This window comes from Nocardioides sp. (genome assembly GCF_004803405.1).
Lineage (GTDB): Bacteria > Actinomycetota > Actinomycetes > Propionibacteriales > Nocardioidaceae > Nocardioides > Nocardioides vastitatis.
On sequence record NZ_SSXI01000226.1, the window covers coordinates 63837 to 78463 of the forward strand.

General features: G+C 69.9%; 13 protein-coding genes and 1 pseudogene. 2 read left to right on the top strand and 12 right to left on the bottom strand.

The features are described 5' to 3' along the window. The 12 genes and pseudogenes from E7Z54_RS24070 to E7Z54_RS15475 all read right to left on the bottom strand — a co-directional run. A pseudogene (locus E7Z54_RS24070) lies at nucleotides 1-312 on the bottom strand (hydroxypyruvate isomerase); the annotation flags it as partial. Beyond that, nucleotides 309-1346 (bottom strand): Gfo/Idh/MocA family oxidoreductase, encoded by a 1038-nt coding sequence (locus E7Z54_RS15425; RefSeq protein WP_136435133.1) that lies wholly within the window; start codon nucleotides 1344-1346, stop codon nucleotides 309-311. The pseudogene E7Z54_RS24070 and the gene E7Z54_RS15425, both read right to left, overlap by 4 nt. Further along, nucleotides 1343-2329 (bottom strand): ATP-binding cassette domain-containing protein, encoded by a 987-nt coding sequence (locus E7Z54_RS15430; protein WP_136435135.1) that lies wholly within the window; start codon nucleotides 2327-2329, stop codon nucleotides 1343-1345. Before E7Z54_RS15430 ends, E7Z54_RS15425 begins: the two co-directional genes overlap by 4 nt. Then, complete coding sequence (locus E7Z54_RS15435; RefSeq protein ID WP_136435137.1) at nucleotides 2326-3360, bottom strand: ABC transporter permease; 1035 nt, start codon at nucleotides 3358-3360, stop codon at nucleotides 2326-2328. The genes E7Z54_RS15430 and E7Z54_RS15435 overlap by 4 nt, the downstream gene beginning before the upstream one ends. 64 nt (nucleotides 3361-3424) lie before the next feature. Beyond that, on the bottom strand, nucleotides 3425-4390 hold the full coding sequence (locus E7Z54_RS15440) for a sugar ABC transporter substrate-binding protein (RefSeq protein WP_136435139.1): 966 nt from the start codon (nucleotides 4388-4390) through the stop codon (nucleotides 3425-3427). A gap of 45 nt (nucleotides 4391-4435) precedes the next feature. Beyond that, nucleotides 4436-5932, bottom strand: a complete 1497-nt coding sequence (locus E7Z54_RS15445; protein ID WP_136435141.1) for a CoA-acylating methylmalonate-semialdehyde dehydrogenase — start codon at nucleotides 5930-5932, stop codon at nucleotides 4436-4438. Between the two features lie 33 nt (nucleotides 5933-5965). After that, nucleotides 5966-7849 (bottom strand): 3D-(3,5/4)-trihydroxycyclohexane-1,2-dione acylhydrolase (decyclizing), encoded by a 1884-nt coding sequence (gene iolD / locus E7Z54_RS15450; protein ID WP_136435143.1) that lies wholly within the window; start codon nucleotides 7847-7849, stop codon nucleotides 5966-5968. Next, nucleotides 7846-8706, bottom strand: a complete 861-nt coding sequence (gene iolB / locus E7Z54_RS15455) for a 5-deoxy-glucuronate isomerase (protein ID WP_136435145.1) — start codon at nucleotides 8704-8706, stop codon at nucleotides 7846-7848. The genes iolD and iolB overlap by 4 nt, the downstream gene beginning before the upstream one ends. After that, a complete protein-coding gene (locus E7Z54_RS15460; protein WP_136435146.1) occupies nucleotides 8703-9599 on the bottom strand; it encodes a Cgl0159 family (beta/alpha)8-fold protein in 897 nt (298 codons plus the stop codon). The genes iolB and E7Z54_RS15460 overlap by 4 nt, the downstream gene beginning before the upstream one ends. Continuing rightward, nucleotides 9592-10539, bottom strand: a complete 948-nt coding sequence (gene iolC / locus E7Z54_RS15465; protein ID WP_276606232.1) for a 5-dehydro-2-deoxygluconokinase — start codon at nucleotides 10537-10539, stop codon at nucleotides 9592-9594. The genes E7Z54_RS15460 and iolC overlap by 8 nt, the downstream gene beginning before the upstream one ends. Then, on the bottom strand, nucleotides 10536-11417 hold the full coding sequence (locus tag E7Z54_RS15470; protein WP_240769716.1) for a sugar phosphate isomerase/epimerase family protein: 882 nt from the start codon (nucleotides 11415-11417) through the stop codon (nucleotides 10536-10538). Before E7Z54_RS15470 ends, iolC begins: the two co-directional genes overlap by 4 nt. Next, nucleotides 11414-12415: a Gfo/Idh/MocA family protein gene (locus E7Z54_RS15475; RefSeq protein WP_136435148.1), complete on the bottom strand. Its 1002-nt coding sequence runs from the start codon at nucleotides 12413-12415 to the stop codon at nucleotides 11414-11416. The genes E7Z54_RS15470 and E7Z54_RS15475 overlap by 4 nt, the downstream gene beginning before the upstream one ends. 133 nt (nucleotides 12416-12548) lie before the next feature. On the opposite strand from E7Z54_RS15475, the gene E7Z54_RS15480 reads away from it, so the two are divergent. Next, nucleotides 12549-13289 carry a GntR family transcriptional regulator gene (locus tag E7Z54_RS15480; RefSeq protein ID WP_136435150.1) on the top strand — a complete coding sequence of 247 codons (741 nt, stop codon included), beginning with the start codon at nucleotides 12549-12551 and terminating at the stop codon, nucleotides 13287-13289. Nucleotides 13290-13435: 146 nt separating this feature from the next. Beyond that, nucleotides 13436-14458 carry an ROK family glucokinase gene (locus tag E7Z54_RS15485; RefSeq protein WP_240769720.1) on the top strand — a complete coding sequence of 341 codons (1023 nt, stop codon included), beginning with the start codon at nucleotides 13436-13438 and terminating at the stop codon, nucleotides 14456-14458. The last annotated feature ends 169 nt before the right edge of the window (nucleotides 14459-14627 follow it).

Consider the following 14627-nt stretch of genomic DNA (forward strand, 5'->3'; position numbering starts at 1 on the left):
GGGGAGTCCACCCTCCCCCAGGCCCGTCCCATGCAGGTTCAGCGCGGGGGCACCGATCCGTCGGGCGAAGTCGATCGACTCCGCCGCCGACGCGAGCAGCGCAGCAGCTCCGTCGGGGCTGGTCAGGTCCCCGCCGACGTACCCGGTCATCGACGTGAACCGCGCACCGGTAGCGGCCAGTGCGGCGGCGTCCTTGGCCGTCCAGTCCCAGATCTCGACCGCGAAGCCGGCATCGTGGATGCGCTTGACGCGGTCGAGGTGCGACTCGTCGAGGTACACCATCTCCGAGCACACCGCCAGCGTGAATGTCATCGAGAAGCTGCTCGTCCAACAGCCGCCACGGGTGCGGCGACCTCGGCGCGCCCACCCGTGCGGTAGGACTCGATCGCGGCCTCGGCGATTGCGAACGCGGCCCACGCCTCGTCGGCGCCGACGCTCGGCGCGCGGCCCTCCACGATCGCGCCCACGAACTCGGCGAACTCGCCGAGGTAGGCGTCCCGGAGCAGCTCGGTGTCGCTCCGCGCGGTCGACGCGAGCCGGCCCTCGGCGTCGTGCAGGCGCATCGAGGTGCGGGACCCGTCGCCGATGGTCACCATCCCGCGTGAGCCGAAGACCTCGCCCCGGACGTCGTAGCCGTACGTCGCCGCGAAGTTCGCCTCGGCGGTGGCGATCGCGCCGTTGTCGTAGCGGATGACGACCACGGCGGTGTCGAGCAGGCCGGCCTCCTTGAAGTCCGGCGCGATGAGAGCGTCGGCCGTCGCGGAGACGTCGACAGCTCGCGCTCCCGGGTTGAGCCAGTTGAGCGTGTCGAAGTCGTGGATCAGCGTCTGGGTGAAGATCGTCCACGGCGGGATCGCGCCGGGGTCGGCCAGGCCCTCCCCCGGGTCCCGGGTGAGCGAGCGCATCAGCCGTACGTCGCCGACCCGACCGGCCGCGACCGCGGCGTGGGCCGCGGCGAAGTCGGCGGCGAACCGGCGGTTGAACCCGACCTGGAGCGCAACGCCGGCAGCCGTGGTCGCCTGTCGTCCTTCCTCGATCTCGCCAAGGTTCATCCCGGCCGGCTTCTCGCAGAAGACGTGCTTGCCGGCCTCGGCCGCCGCACGGATCAGGCCGGCATGGGCGACGGACGACGCGGCGATCACGATCGCGTCGACGTCGGTCGCGGCGAACACCGAGCCGGGATCGGTCTCGGCCCGAGCGCCGAGCGTCTCCGCCAGGGCTGACGCGACTCCGGGGCGCGGATCCGCGACTGCGGTCAGGGTCGCGCCCGGGAGGTGTCGGGCGATGAGCTCCGCATGGTGGGCGCCGATGCGACCGGCGCCCACCAGGGCGATGCGAACCGTCACTGAGCCTCGGCCTCCGCTTCGGCCTTGAGCTCCGCGACGATGTCGTTCGATGAGCCCATGGTGCGCTCGAGCTCGTGCGCCAGGGACTCCAGCTCCGCACCGCCGGCCATCATCGATGTCAGGTCCTGCACGGACAGCTCCGACTTCGGGAAGTCGCCCATGCTGCGACCGCGCCTCAAGAGCATGAACCGGTCTCCGACGGGATAGGCGTGGTGCGGGTTGTGCGTGATGAACACGACGCCCAGACCGCGGTCGCGGGCCTTGGCGATGTACTTCAGCACCACACCGGACTGCTTGACCCCGAGCGCAGCCGTCGGCTCGTCCAGGATCAGCACCCGGGCCCCGAAGTAGACGGCCCGCGCGATGGCGACGCATTGCCGCTCACCACCCGAGAGGGTGCCGATCGGCTGGTCCACGTCGCGCAGGTCGATGCCCATCGCGAGCAGCTCGCTGCGGGTCGTCCTCTTCATGAACTCGACGTCCAACCGTCGTGCCGGCCAGATGCCCTTCACCGGCTCCGAGCCGAGGAAGAAGTTGCGCCACACCGGCATCAGGGGGACCACGGCAAGGTCCTGGTAGACGGTGGCGATGCCCAGCGCCAGCGCGTCGCGCGGGCTGGACAGGTGGCGCTCCTCGCCGTCGACGAGGAACGTGCCCTCCGTGTGCTGGTGCGCACCGGCGAGGATCTTGATGAACGTCGACTTCCCGGCACCGTTGTCACCCAGCACGCAGGTGACCTCGCCGGCCTTGACCGACGTCGTCACCTCCCGCAGCGCGATCACCCGGCCGTAGGACTTGCCGATGTCGGTCACCTCGATGATCGGCGTCCCTCGCGGGGGAATCGCGAGACCGTCGGCGGCGGTCGGGGTCTGCACCTCTTGCTTTTGGCGGTGCGCAGCTTCCTTGGCCTGTTGCGTGGCGTACTCGCGGGCGACCCTGCCGATCCGCTTGCCCGTTGCGCTCACCTTCTCGTCATCGGTCATCGTGACTCCTCCGCCCGCTTGCGCACCCATTCGTTGAGCAGGACCGCACCCAGCAACATCGCGCCGAGGAACGCCTTCAGCCAGTTGTTGTCCCAGCCGGCGTAGACGATGCCCTGGTTGGCCATGCCGTAGATGAGCGCGCCGAACGCGGCGCCGATCGCCGAGCCGTAGCCGCCGGTCAGCAGGCAGCCGCCGACGACGGCGCAGATGATGTAGATGAACTCCTGGCCGACGCCGGTGTTGCTCTGCACCGTGGAGCTGCTGAACAGCAGCAGCATCCCGACCAGCCAGCCGCAGCCAGCTGTCGTCATGAACAAGCCGATCTTGGTGCTCACGACCGGCACGCCGACCTGCCGAGAGGACTGCTTGGCGCCGCCGACAGCGAAGATCCAGTTGCCGACACGGGTACGGAGTAGCACCCAGGTCGCCAGCGCGGTCACTGCGATCCACCACACGATCGAGATGACGACCGTGCCGCCGGCGAGGTCGAACGACGACCCGAAGATCTTCTGCGGCTGGTCGTAGAAGGGGACGTTGCGCATGCCCTGGATGGCGACCTGGCCGATCAGCGCCTTCGTCCCGGCGAGGTCGATGCCCTGCAGCACGAAGAACGTGCCGAGGGTGACGATGAAGCTGGGCAATCCCGTCTTCATCACCATCAGGCCGTTGAGGAAGCCGACTCCGAGGGCGAGGGCGAGCGAGACGAGGATCGCGACCCAGATGTTCAGGCCGTACTCGGTCGTCAGGACGCCGACCACGAGGCCGGTGAAGCCCGTGATCGCCCCGGCGGAGAGGTCGAACTCGCCGCCGATCATCAGGAGCGAGACCGCAACGGCCATGATTCCGATCGTCGACGCCGAGTCCAGCCAGGTGCTGGCTCCCCGAGCGGTTGCGAAGGTGTCGGTCGTGACGGCGAAGAAGACGAAGATCGCGACCGCTGCCAGGAGCGCGCCGATCTCGGGGCGCTTCATCACCCTGGCGACAGGAGACGTGCGGACGACGCGTTCGTCCGCGACCGCAGTGGTGGTCATGTGCTGGTTCCTTTCCAGAAGCCGGGGTGGGGCCCGCCGGACACCGGCAGGCCCCACGCCCCACTCAGCGGGTGCCGTTCTTGGCGAACTCGAGCACCGCGTCGGCGTTGTCGCTCGTGATGAACGCCGGGCCGGAGTTGATGGCCTGGCCGCCGCCCACGTCGTTGCCGTTGATCGACTTCAGGTAGAGCGTGCTGACGCCGAGGTAGCCCTGGACGTAGGGCTGCTGGTCGACGGCGAACAGGATGGTGCCGTCCTTGATCTCGTTGATGACGTCCTCGCTCAGGTCGAAGGTCGCGACCTGAGCGTCGCTGCCAGCCTGGTCGACGGCCGCCACGGCGTTGATGCCGTACTGGCCACCGAGGGTGAGCACGGCGTCGATCGAGTCGTCGGACTGCAGCTTGGACGTGATCGTCGAGGTCACGGCGTTCTCGTCGGTGCCATCGACCTGCAGGTTCTCAACGTTCCCGCCGGCGGTCTCGGCAACTGCGGCACATCGCTCCTCCAGACCGATGTTTCCGGCCTCCTGGATGACGCAGAGGATGTTGCTGAAGCCCTCCTCCTTGAGCCGCTCGCCGACCGCGCGCCCGGCGATCGTCTCGCTCTGACCGATGTGCGTGATGGCCCCGAAGTCCGCCCACTGGTCGTAGCCGGAGTTGATCGTCACGACCGGGACACCCGCCTCCACGGCCGTCTCGATGCTGTCCTGGAGGCCGTCCGGGTTGGCCATCGAGACGACGATGCCGTCGACGTCGTCGGCGACGGCGGCGTCGATGAGCTCGGACTGCTTGGAGGGATCGGGATCGGCTGAGTACTCAACCGAGACACCGTAGTCGTCACCCGCGCGCTCGGCGCCGGACTTCACCCGGTCCCAGAACGCGTCGCCAGGACCGCTGTGGGTGATGACCGCGTAGGTGAGGTCCGACGTCTCCGTCGGGGCCCCGCTCTCCTCCTTGCCGGTCCCGCTGCACGCAGCGAGCAACAGGGCTGATGCGGCCAGCCCGGCGATGGTGATCCTTCTGTTCCTCATGTGTGGTGCCTTTCTCTGCGGGACCCGGTCGGACAGCGTGCCCGGTCAGGCGTTCGTGGGGAAGTGGAAGCTTGCGCCGATCGGGTTCTCGACGTGGGGCCAGCGTGAGGTGACCACCTTGGCGCGGGTGTAGAACGACACGCCCTCAGGGCCGTGCACGTGCTTGTCGCCGAAGAGGGAGTCCTTCCACCCGCCGAAGGAGTAGTACGCCATCGGTACTGGTACCGGGACGTTCACGCCGATCATTCCGACCTTGACGCCGCGCTGGAACCGCCGCGCGGCCTCGCCGCTGGAGGTGAAGATCGCGGTGCCGTTGCCGTAGGGGTTGGCGTTGACCAGGGCGATCGCCTCGTCGACGTCGTCGCTGCGCAGCACGGACAGCACCGGGCCGAAGATCTCCTGGGTGTAGCAGTCCATCTGCGGCGTCACGCCGTCGATCACGGTCGGCCCGACGAAGAACCCGTCCTCGTGTCCGGGTACGACGAGACGACGCCCGTCGACGGTGACCCGCCCGCCCTGCCGTTCGCCGGCGTCGATCAGGCCGACGATCCGGTCGCGGGCCGCCGGGGTGACCACCGGGCCCATCTCACTCGCTGCGTCACGGCCCGAGCCGACGACCACGGCACGCGCCTTGGCGTTCACGGCCTCGACCAACGCGTCGCCGGTGCGGCCCACCGCCACCGCGGCCGAGATCGCCATGCACCGCTCGCCCGCCGACCCGAACGCCGCAGCCACCAGGTGGTCGGAGGCGAAGTCGAGGTCGGCGTCCGGAAGCACGATCGCGTGGTTCTTGGCGCCGCCGAGGGCCTGAACCCGCTTGCCGTTCTCACTGGCGCGTTGGTGGATGTAGCGGGCGATCGGCGTGGAGCCCACGAACGACACCGCGGCGACGTCGGGGTGGTCCAGGATCGCGTCGACCGCCTCCTTGTCACCGTGGACGACGTTGAACACGCCCTCCGGCAATCCCGCTTCGGCCCACAGCTCCGCGAGCAGGACGGACGCTGAAGGATCGCGCTCGCTGGGCTTGAGCACGAACGTGTTGCCGCACGCGATCGCCACCGGGAACATCCACATCGGCACCATCGCCGGGAAGTTGAACGGCGTGATCCCGGCGACCACGCCGAGCGGCTCGCGGAAGGAGAACACGTCCACACCGGTCGACACCTGGTCGGAGTAGTCGCCCTTGAGCAACTGCGGGATGCCGCACGCGAACTCGACGACCTCCAGGCCGCGCTGCACCTCGCCACGAGCGTCGGACAGTACCTTGCCGTGCTCGTCGGTGATCGCCTCGGCCAGCCGGTCCAGGTTGGCCTCGACCAGGTGCTGGAAGCGGAACAGGATCTTCGTGCGGGCGCTCAGCGAGCTCTGCGACCAGGTGTCGAAGGCGTCACGTGCCACCGCGATCGCGTGGTCCACGTCGGTCGCTGAGGCGAGCAGTACCTCGGCCTGCTCCTCTCCAGTCGCGGGATTCCAGACCGGACTGGTGCGGGTCGAACCAGCCGCGCTCCGAGTGCCGCCGATCCAGTGTTCGATCGTCCTCACAGGTTTCTCTTCCTACTGGGTGCAGTGGATGGGTCAGAGGTGAAGCCGCTGATCACGCTTCGCGGCGTCGTACCGGGCCCGGGCCTCGGTCGTGGACTCAAGCTCGGAGACCTCCGCGACGGGGACGTCCCACCAGGCTCCGCTGCTCGGTGCGGGCACCAGCGGGTCGGTCTCGATGTGGATCACGACGGGTCCGGTCGCGTCCGACTTCGCCTTGCGCAGTGCTTGGTGCAGCTCGTCGATGCTGCTGGCGTGGAGCACCTGGGCGCCGAGGCTCTCGGCGTTGGCGGCGAGGTCGATCGGCAGCTTGTCTCCGTCGAGTCGCCCGGTCGCCGGGTTGCGGCGGCGGTACGCCGTCCCGTAGCGCTGGGAGCCGAGCGACTCCGAGAGCGCGCCGATGGAGGCGAACCCGTGGTTCTGCACGAGGATCACGATGATCTTGACGTTCTCCTGGACCGCCGTGACCAGCTCCGAGGCCATCATCAAGTAGGAGCCGTCGCCGACCATGACGAACACGTCCCGGTCGGGCGCGGCCATTCGGACTCCGAGTCCGCCGGCGATCTCATAGCCCATGCACGAGAAGCCGTACTCGACGTGGTAGCCCTTCGGGTCCCGGGTGCGCCACAGCTTGTGCAGGTCACCGGGCATCGAGCCGGCCGCGCACACGACGACGTCGCGGGCGTCGGCGACGTCGTTCACGGCACCGATGACCTCCGACTGCCCAGGCAGCGGTCCGTGGCCCAGGTGGTAGGCACGCTCGACCGTGGCGTCCCAGTCCGCCGCCAGCGAGCGCACCCGGTCGCGGTAGTCGCCGTCGGTCTGGCGACCCGCGAGGGCCTGGGCGAGCGCCCTCAGGCCCTCGCGGGCGTCTCCGACCAGCGGCAGGCCGGCCTGCTTGTGCCCGTCCAGGCTCGCGACGTTGAGGTTGACGAACCGGACGTCGGGGTCGGCGAAGATGCTGCGCGAGGCGGTGGTGAAGTCGCTGTAGCGGGTACCGATCCCGAGGACGACGTCCGCGTCACGGGCGATCGCGTTGGCTGCGGTGGTGCCGGTCGCGCCGACCGCGCCGAGGGCCAGCGGATGGTCGTAGGGCAGGGATCCCTTGCCGGCCTGGGTCTCGGCGACCGGGATGCCGGTCGCCTCGACGAAGGCACGCAGCTCCTCGGTCGCCTCGGCGTAGATGGTGCCACCGCCGGAGACGATCAGCGGCCGACGGGCGCCGCGCAGCAGCTCGGCGGCGCGAGCCACCAGCGCGTCCTCGGGCTGCGGTCGAGCCACGCGCCACACCCGCTTCTCGAACAGCTCCAATGGCCAGTCGTACGCCTCCGCCTGCACGTCCTGCGGCAGGGCGAGTGTGACCGCGCCGGTCTCGACCGGGTCGGACAGCACCCGCATCGCGCCCAGCAGGGCCGAGGGCAGCTGCTCGGGGCGCCACACCCGGTCGAAGTACTTCGACACCGGTCGGAACGCGTCGTTGACCGACACGTCGCCGCTGGACGGGAGCTCGAGCTCCTGCAGCACAGGGGACGCCACTCGGGTCGCGAACACGTCTCCGGGCAGGAGCAGCACGGGGATCCGGTTGATGGTGGCGAGCGCGGCGCCGGTGACCATGTTGGTCGCGCCCGGGCCGACGGACGCCGTACAGGCGAGCGTCGACAGCCGGTTGCGCATCCGGGCGTAGCCGACGGCGGCGTGCACCATGCCCTGCTCGTTGCGACCCGTCCAGTACGGCAGCCGGCCGGGCTCGCGCAGCTCCTCCTCGAGCAGCGCCTCGCCGACGCCTGCGAGGTTGCCGTGGCCGAAGATCCCGAAGCAGCCCTCGACCAGGCGGTGCTCGACGCCGTCCCGCTCCGAGTACTGGACGCCGAGGAACCGCACCAGCGCTTGTGCGACGGTCAACCGGACCGTACCGCTCATCGGGTGCTCCTCTCGTCGGTGGTGGTCAGGGGCAGCCGCGGATCGACTGCCGCGTCGTCCCAGGTGCTCCGCACCCAGGCATGGGCCGGGTCGTCACAGATCAGCCAGGCGCGCTCGGCGCCCGGACCCGCCATCACGTTCAGGTAGTACAGGTCGTAGCCGGGCGCCGCCATCGACGGCCCGTGCCAGCCGTGCGGGATGGTGACCACGTCGCCGGTCCGTACCTCGGCGAGCAGGTCCGCCGGACGGTCGTCGGTTCCGTACACCCGCTGGTAGGCCACCCCCGGTCCGTCGGGCCCGTCGGCGACCTCGAAGTAGTAGATCTCCTCCAGCACGCTCTCGGCGCCGGGCCGGTCCTCGTCGTGCTTGTGGGGCGGGTACGACGACCAGTTGCCGCCCGGCGTGAGCACCTCGACCACTATTAGGCGGTCGCACTCGAACGTGTCGGCCGCAGCGAGGTTGTTGACCTGGCGGCTGCAGCTGCCGGCGCCGCGGAGCTCGACGGGGACGTCCTCCGCCTTCGCGTACCGGAACGGAAGCCGGCGCTCGCACCGTGCGGACGGGAGCGCGAACCGGCCGCCGTCGGCGGAGCTGATCGTCACGTCCGAGTCGCGAGGAACATAGGCGAAGTCGCTGACCCGGCTGAACACGCTCGCGCGCCCTCCGAGCTCGACGACCTCGCCGTCGCACTCCACCACGCAGTCGCCTGCGAGGGGCAGCACCAGCATCTCCTCCTCGCCCGAGGCGAGCGTGTGCCGCTCGGCCGGCGCCAGCGTGACCACGCGGAGACCGCTGTAGGTCCACCCGGCATCGGCAGGGCTCACGGCCGTGGCAGCGGGGAGGTGGCGCGCGTTCACAGCAGGCCCACCGTCCGATCGACAGCTGCGGCCACGTCGCCGTCCGGCGGGTAGAGCAGGGCCCGGCCGACGATCATGCCCACGACCGTGGGCTGCTTGAGTGCGCGCTGCCAGCGCTCGAAGGTCTCCGGCTGGTCGACGCTCGCTTCACCGCCGAGCAGCAGCACCGGCAGCGTGGTCGCCGCGGCGACCCGTTCCATGTCGTCCACCACCGGCAGCTTGAGCCAGGTGTGCGCCGACGTCGCGCCGAGCCCGGCCGCCACGGTGGCCGACCGGATCACGGCCTCGGGGCTCAGGTCGTTGCGCACGCGGCCGCTGACGCGGTGCGAGATGAACGGCTCCACCATGGCCATCAGGTGGTGCGACGCCAGCTCGGTGACGGCGCGAGCGCATGCCTCGAGGGTTGCGACGGTCGCGGGGTCGTCCGGGTCGATGCGGGTGAGCATCTTGCCCCCGTCGTACCCCATCGCGGCGATGGTTGCCGCGTCGTACGCCGTCATCCGGTCGTCGATCTCGAACGCCGTCCCGGCGAGGCCGCCGCGGTTCATCGAGCCGAGGACGACCTTGTCATCGAGCGCCCCCATCAGCAACAGGTCTTCGACCATGTCGGCCGTGCCGAGGAAACCATCGACGCCGGGGCGGTCGAGGGCGACCGCGAGCCGACGCAGCAGGTCGCCGCGGTCGGCCATCGCGAGCGGGTCCTCACCGACCCGCAGCGCACCTCGGGCGGGATGGTCGGCCGCGATGATCATCAGCCGACCGCTCTCGCCGACCAGCGAAGCGCGGCGCTTGCGCCCGGCGGCTGCGGCCGCAATCGCGCCGGGGTCCTGGAGCCGGATGGACGTCATCGCCCGCGCCAGCTCCTCACCAGTAGCGGTCGAGTAGTCAGGCATCGAGAACCTCCCCAAGAACGGCGTCGACCTCACTGGTCGACGGCATGGCGTCTGAACACGCCAGCTGGCCGGCGACGATCGCCCCGGCCGCGTTGGCGAACCGGACGGTCCGGCCCAGCTCCCACCCGGAGAGCAGGCCGTGGCAGAGCGCGCCACCGAAGGCGTCTCCGGCCCCGAGGCCGTTGACCACCTCGACCGGGACCGGCGGTACGTCGACGACTCCGTGCTCGTCCACGGCGAGGACGCCCTTGGGCCCCTGCTTCACGATCGCCACCTGGACGCCGCGGTCCCTCAGCGCCGCGGCCGCGGCCGTCGGCTCCGTCTCGCCGACCGCGACCTCACACTCCTCGCGGTTGCCGACGGCGACGGTGACATGCTCGAGTGCGCGGGTGACCTGCTCGGTGGCCTCCTCGGGCCGGGCCCAGAACATCGGCCGGTAGTCGAGGTCGAGCACCGTGATGCCGCGGCGGCCCCGCGCCTCGAGGGCGGCCAGCGTCGCCTCCCTGCTCGGCTCCTGGCACAGGCCGGTCACGGTCACCCAGAACAGGTCGGCATCCCGGATCGCGTCGAGGTCGAGCTCGTCGGCCCGGATCTGGAGGTCGGGCGCGGTGGGGGTCCGGTAGAAGTACAGCGGGAAGTCGTCGGGCGGGAAGATCTCGCAGAACGTGACCGGGGTCGGCCAGGTCGGCACCGCAGTGACGAACTCGTCGCTCACGCCGTAGCCAGCGAGAGCCTTGTGCACGAACCGGCCGAACGCGTCTTCGCCGGTGCGGGTGATGACGGCCGCGCGCCGGCCGTGCCGCGCCGCGGCCACCGCTACGTTGGTTGCGCTGCCACCGAGGTATTTGGCGAACGAGGCGACATCCTCGAGGGGCACGCCGACCTGCTCGGGATAGATGTCCACCCCGACCCGGCCCATGGTGATCACCTCGTGGTTCACGAGGCCACCTCGGTGAGGAACTCCAGCCCCGCTCGGACGTCGGCGACCGGACCGGCACCCGGCCGCGGCTCACCGTCGAGGATGGTGTCCTGCTCCATGACGTACCAACCGCGGTAGCCGGCACCCTCGAGTGTCTGCACGATCGCGGCCACATCGACATCGCCCTGTCCCAACGGCACGTACAGGCCCTCCTGCACTCCGCGGGTGTAGGTCAGCTCGCCGGCGCGGACCCGCTCAGCCACGTCGGCGCGGACGTCCTTGAGGTGCGTGTGGCGGATCCGGTCGGTGGCCGTCCGGGCAAGCGCAACCGGATCGGCGCCGCCGACCAGCAGGTGCCCGGTGTCGAGGGTGAGCCCGATCCTGCAACCGGTGAGCACGCGGTCGACCTCCTCGGCGTTCTCGACCATCGTCCCTACGTGCGGGTGGAGAGTGGCCTCGATCCCCTGCTCGCCGGCTACATCGCGGATCCGGTCGAGATTGGCGAGGAGTACCTCCCACTGCGTCTCGTCAAGCACCGGCCGGGCGTCGTAGCCGTCAACGCCGGAGGCGGCGGCCAGCACCAGGCTGGTCGCGCTCGCGGCCCTGAAATGGGCCAGCGCCCGCTCGACCTCGGGAAGGGGATCGTGGAGCTCGTCGAACAGCACGACCGGGACGAACCCACCGACCGCACTCATCCCGTGGGCGGCGAGCAGGTCGGCCGCCTGGTGCGGGTCGCCCGGGAGGAAGCCCTCGGGTCCGAACTCGGTGGCCGCCAGGCCGAGGTCGGCCATCTCGCGCAGCACCCGCTCCGGTGCCATCTGGTGTCCCCACCCCGGCACCTCGCACACACCCCAGGAGATCGGGGCGCCGGCGATCCGTGACTGCACTTCTGTGGTCACTTGCGCACCTCCGCGATCTCGACCCGTCGGCCCTCCAGGCGCGACCGGGTCGCGGCTTCGGCGACGTACAACGCCTCCAGCGCCTCCTCGACCGAGCACGGACTCGGCCGCTCACCCCGGACCACCTCGACGAAGGCGTTGATCTCCGCCACGTAGGCGTCCGCGAACCGCTCCCAGAACGTGGGGTTGGGTGTGCCCGAAGGGAAGCCCACGTCCGGCTCGGCCGAACGGAGCGCTGCGCGCTCGTCCAACCCGACCGCAATCGTCCCCTCGGTGCCGGCGACCTCCATCCGCACGTCGTAGCCCGCGCCGTTGTAGCGGGAACCGTGCACGCTCACGAGAGTGCCGTCGTCGAGGGTCAGGATCGCAACCGTCTCGTCGACGTCACCGGCCTCGACGAAGAACGTCGCACCCCGGTTGGCGCCAAGAGCGATGACGTCGACCACCTCCCGGCCGGTGACCCACCGGACGATGTCGAAGTCGTGGATCAGGCAGTCGCGGTAGATCCCGCCGCTGGTCGGGATGTACGACGCATGCGGCGGTGCCGGGTCGGCCGTGACGGCGTGCACCCGGCGCAGCTCGCCCAAGCGGCCAGTGCGCAGCGCCTCGCGGGCGGCGACGTACCCGGCGTCGAACCGACGCTGGAAGCCGATCTGCACCGGCGTGCCGGCCGCACGCACCTCCTCCAGCACACGGAGGGTGCCGGACACGTCGAGTGCAACCGGCTTCTCACAGAACACGGGAACGCCGGCACGGGCGCCGGCGGCGATCAACTCGGCGTGACTGTCGGTGGCGGTCGCGACGACGATGGCGTCGACGTCAGCGGCGAGGACCGCCGCCACATCGGTCGCGCTCTCCGCTCCCAGCTCGTCGGCGACAGCGCGCGCCCGCGCCGGGTCGGCGTCGGCGACGACCAGAGAGGTCACCCCCTCGTGTCGGGCGACGACGGCGGCGTGACTGGCGCCGATCCGTCCCACGCCCAGGAATCCGATCCGCATGGATGGCCCTTTCCAGATGCATGTGATGAGGGTTACAAGAACTTTCTAGTCCTCAGACGGCGAGCGTGTCAACGGTTTGTCCTGACATTCTGTCTTTCAGTCATTCTGACGATTGCTCAGTAGTATCAGGGCCATGGGTGAACAGTTGCGACTCACGGTGGACCGACGCAGCCCCGTACCGCTCTACTACCAGGTCGCCAAGCAGCTCGAGCAGGCGATCGCCAGCGGAGAGGTCTCGCCCGGTTTCAAGCTCGACAACGAGATCTCACTGGCCGACCAGCTCGGGCTCAGCCGACCCACGATGCGGCGCGCGATCCAGGAGCTCGTCGACAAGGGCCTGCTCGTGCGCAAGCGCGGGGTGGGGACGCAGGTCGTCCACGGCCGGGTGCACCGCGAGCTGGAGCTGACCAGCCTCTACGACGACCTGCGTGGCAGCGGCCAGCAGCCCTCCACCCAAGTGCTGCTCAACGTGCTGGAACCGGCCACGGCCGCGATCGCCGACGAGCTCGGGATTGCCGAGGGCGAGGAGGTGCTCCACCTGGAGCGGCTCCGTCTCGCCGACGGCGAGCCCTTGGCGGTCCTACGCAACTGGCTCCCCGCGAACGTGATCTCGCCCACCGACCAGGAGCTCGAGGGCGGCGGGCTCTACCAGCTCGTCCGCTCCGCCGGGACGCACGTCCAGATCGCGCGGCAGCGGATCGGAGCTCGCGGCGCGACGACACAGGAGGCCCGACTGCTCGGCCGGCGCAAGAACGATGCGGTGCTGACAATGCAGCGGACGGCATACGCGGACTCCGGTCGTGCCATCGAGTACGGCGACCACTGCTATCGACCGGAGGCGTACTCGTTCGAGGTGACGCTGGTCGAGCGCTGAGCACGATCCGATGTGAGAGCGCAGGGAGCTCACTCCAGGTGGCACGAGTTGACGGCGTGCCGACCCCTGCAGGCTAGGCTGAAGACGTGCCCGAGACCTCTCCTCGCCGATCGATTTTGTTCCGTGCGGAGGCGTCGACGATCGGAGTGGACATCGGAGGGACGAAGATCCTCGCGGGCGTCGTCGACCCTTACGGGAAGGTGCTGGCGAGACGCCAGGTCCCGACGCCGGGTCACGACGTCCAGCTGGTTGAGGACTCGGTCGTGTCCATCGTCCAGGACCTTCGGCAGTCGCACGAGATTGCTGCGGTAGGCATCGGCGCCGCTGGATTCGTCGACGCGGCTCGCCGGGTCGTCATGTTCTCCCCCCATCTGAACTGGCGCCGCGAACCCCTTCAATCGGCCATCGCGAAGCGAGTCCGCCTTCCCGTCGTCGTCGACAATGACGCCAATGTGGCGGGCCTCGCCGAATGTCTCTACGGCGCGGCCAGGGGCCATCGCTTCGTGCTGTGCATCACGCTCGGCACGGGCATCGGGGGCGCACTGATCATCGATCGCAAGGTGTTCCGGGGGAACAACGGGATGGCTGGAGAGTTCGGCCACATGCAGATGGTGCCGACGGGACACCGCTGCGAGTGTGGCAACCGTGGGTGCTGGGAGCAGTACGCCTCCGGAACGGCCTTGTTGCGCGACGCACGAGAGCTGATCGCGAACGGCTCGCCGCTTGCCCACCGGCTTCGCGAACTTGTCGACGGCGACCCCGCCAGACTCACCGGTCCGCAGGTCACCCAGGAGGCGCGCAACGGGGACCCGATGTCGCTCGAGCTCTTGAGCGACATCGGGGAGTGGCTCGGTGTCGGACTGGCGGGTCTCGCGGCGGCATTCGACCCGTCATGCATCGTCATCGGGGGTGGGCTGTCCGATGCCGGCGACCTGCTCCTGAGTCCGACGCGCTCCGCCTTCTCAAAGGCGCTCACGGGTCGCGGCTACCGGAGTGAGCCGGAGATCCTAGCTGCGGCATTGGGGCCGGAGGCCGGCTTCATCGGCGCGGCGGACATGGCACGCTCGGCAGCACGCAAGGCGCGTCGAAGGACCCGGCGCGCGGACAGGCGTCGCGCGCGCGTACGAGGCTCCGTCGCACCACTTGGCAGTCGACGACGTGTGATGTGACCGGCTCCGACAAGCTCGCAGGCATTCGCTGACAGGTCCGTCACTCCCCGGAGCACAGCATCGTCTCCCGGCAGCCCGGCTCGCCGTTCAGCACGCTGCTGCTGATCGGGGCCGCGGCCGTGCTCATCGGGGTGCCGCCGAGCGCGGACAGCATCGGCGTGGCCAGACG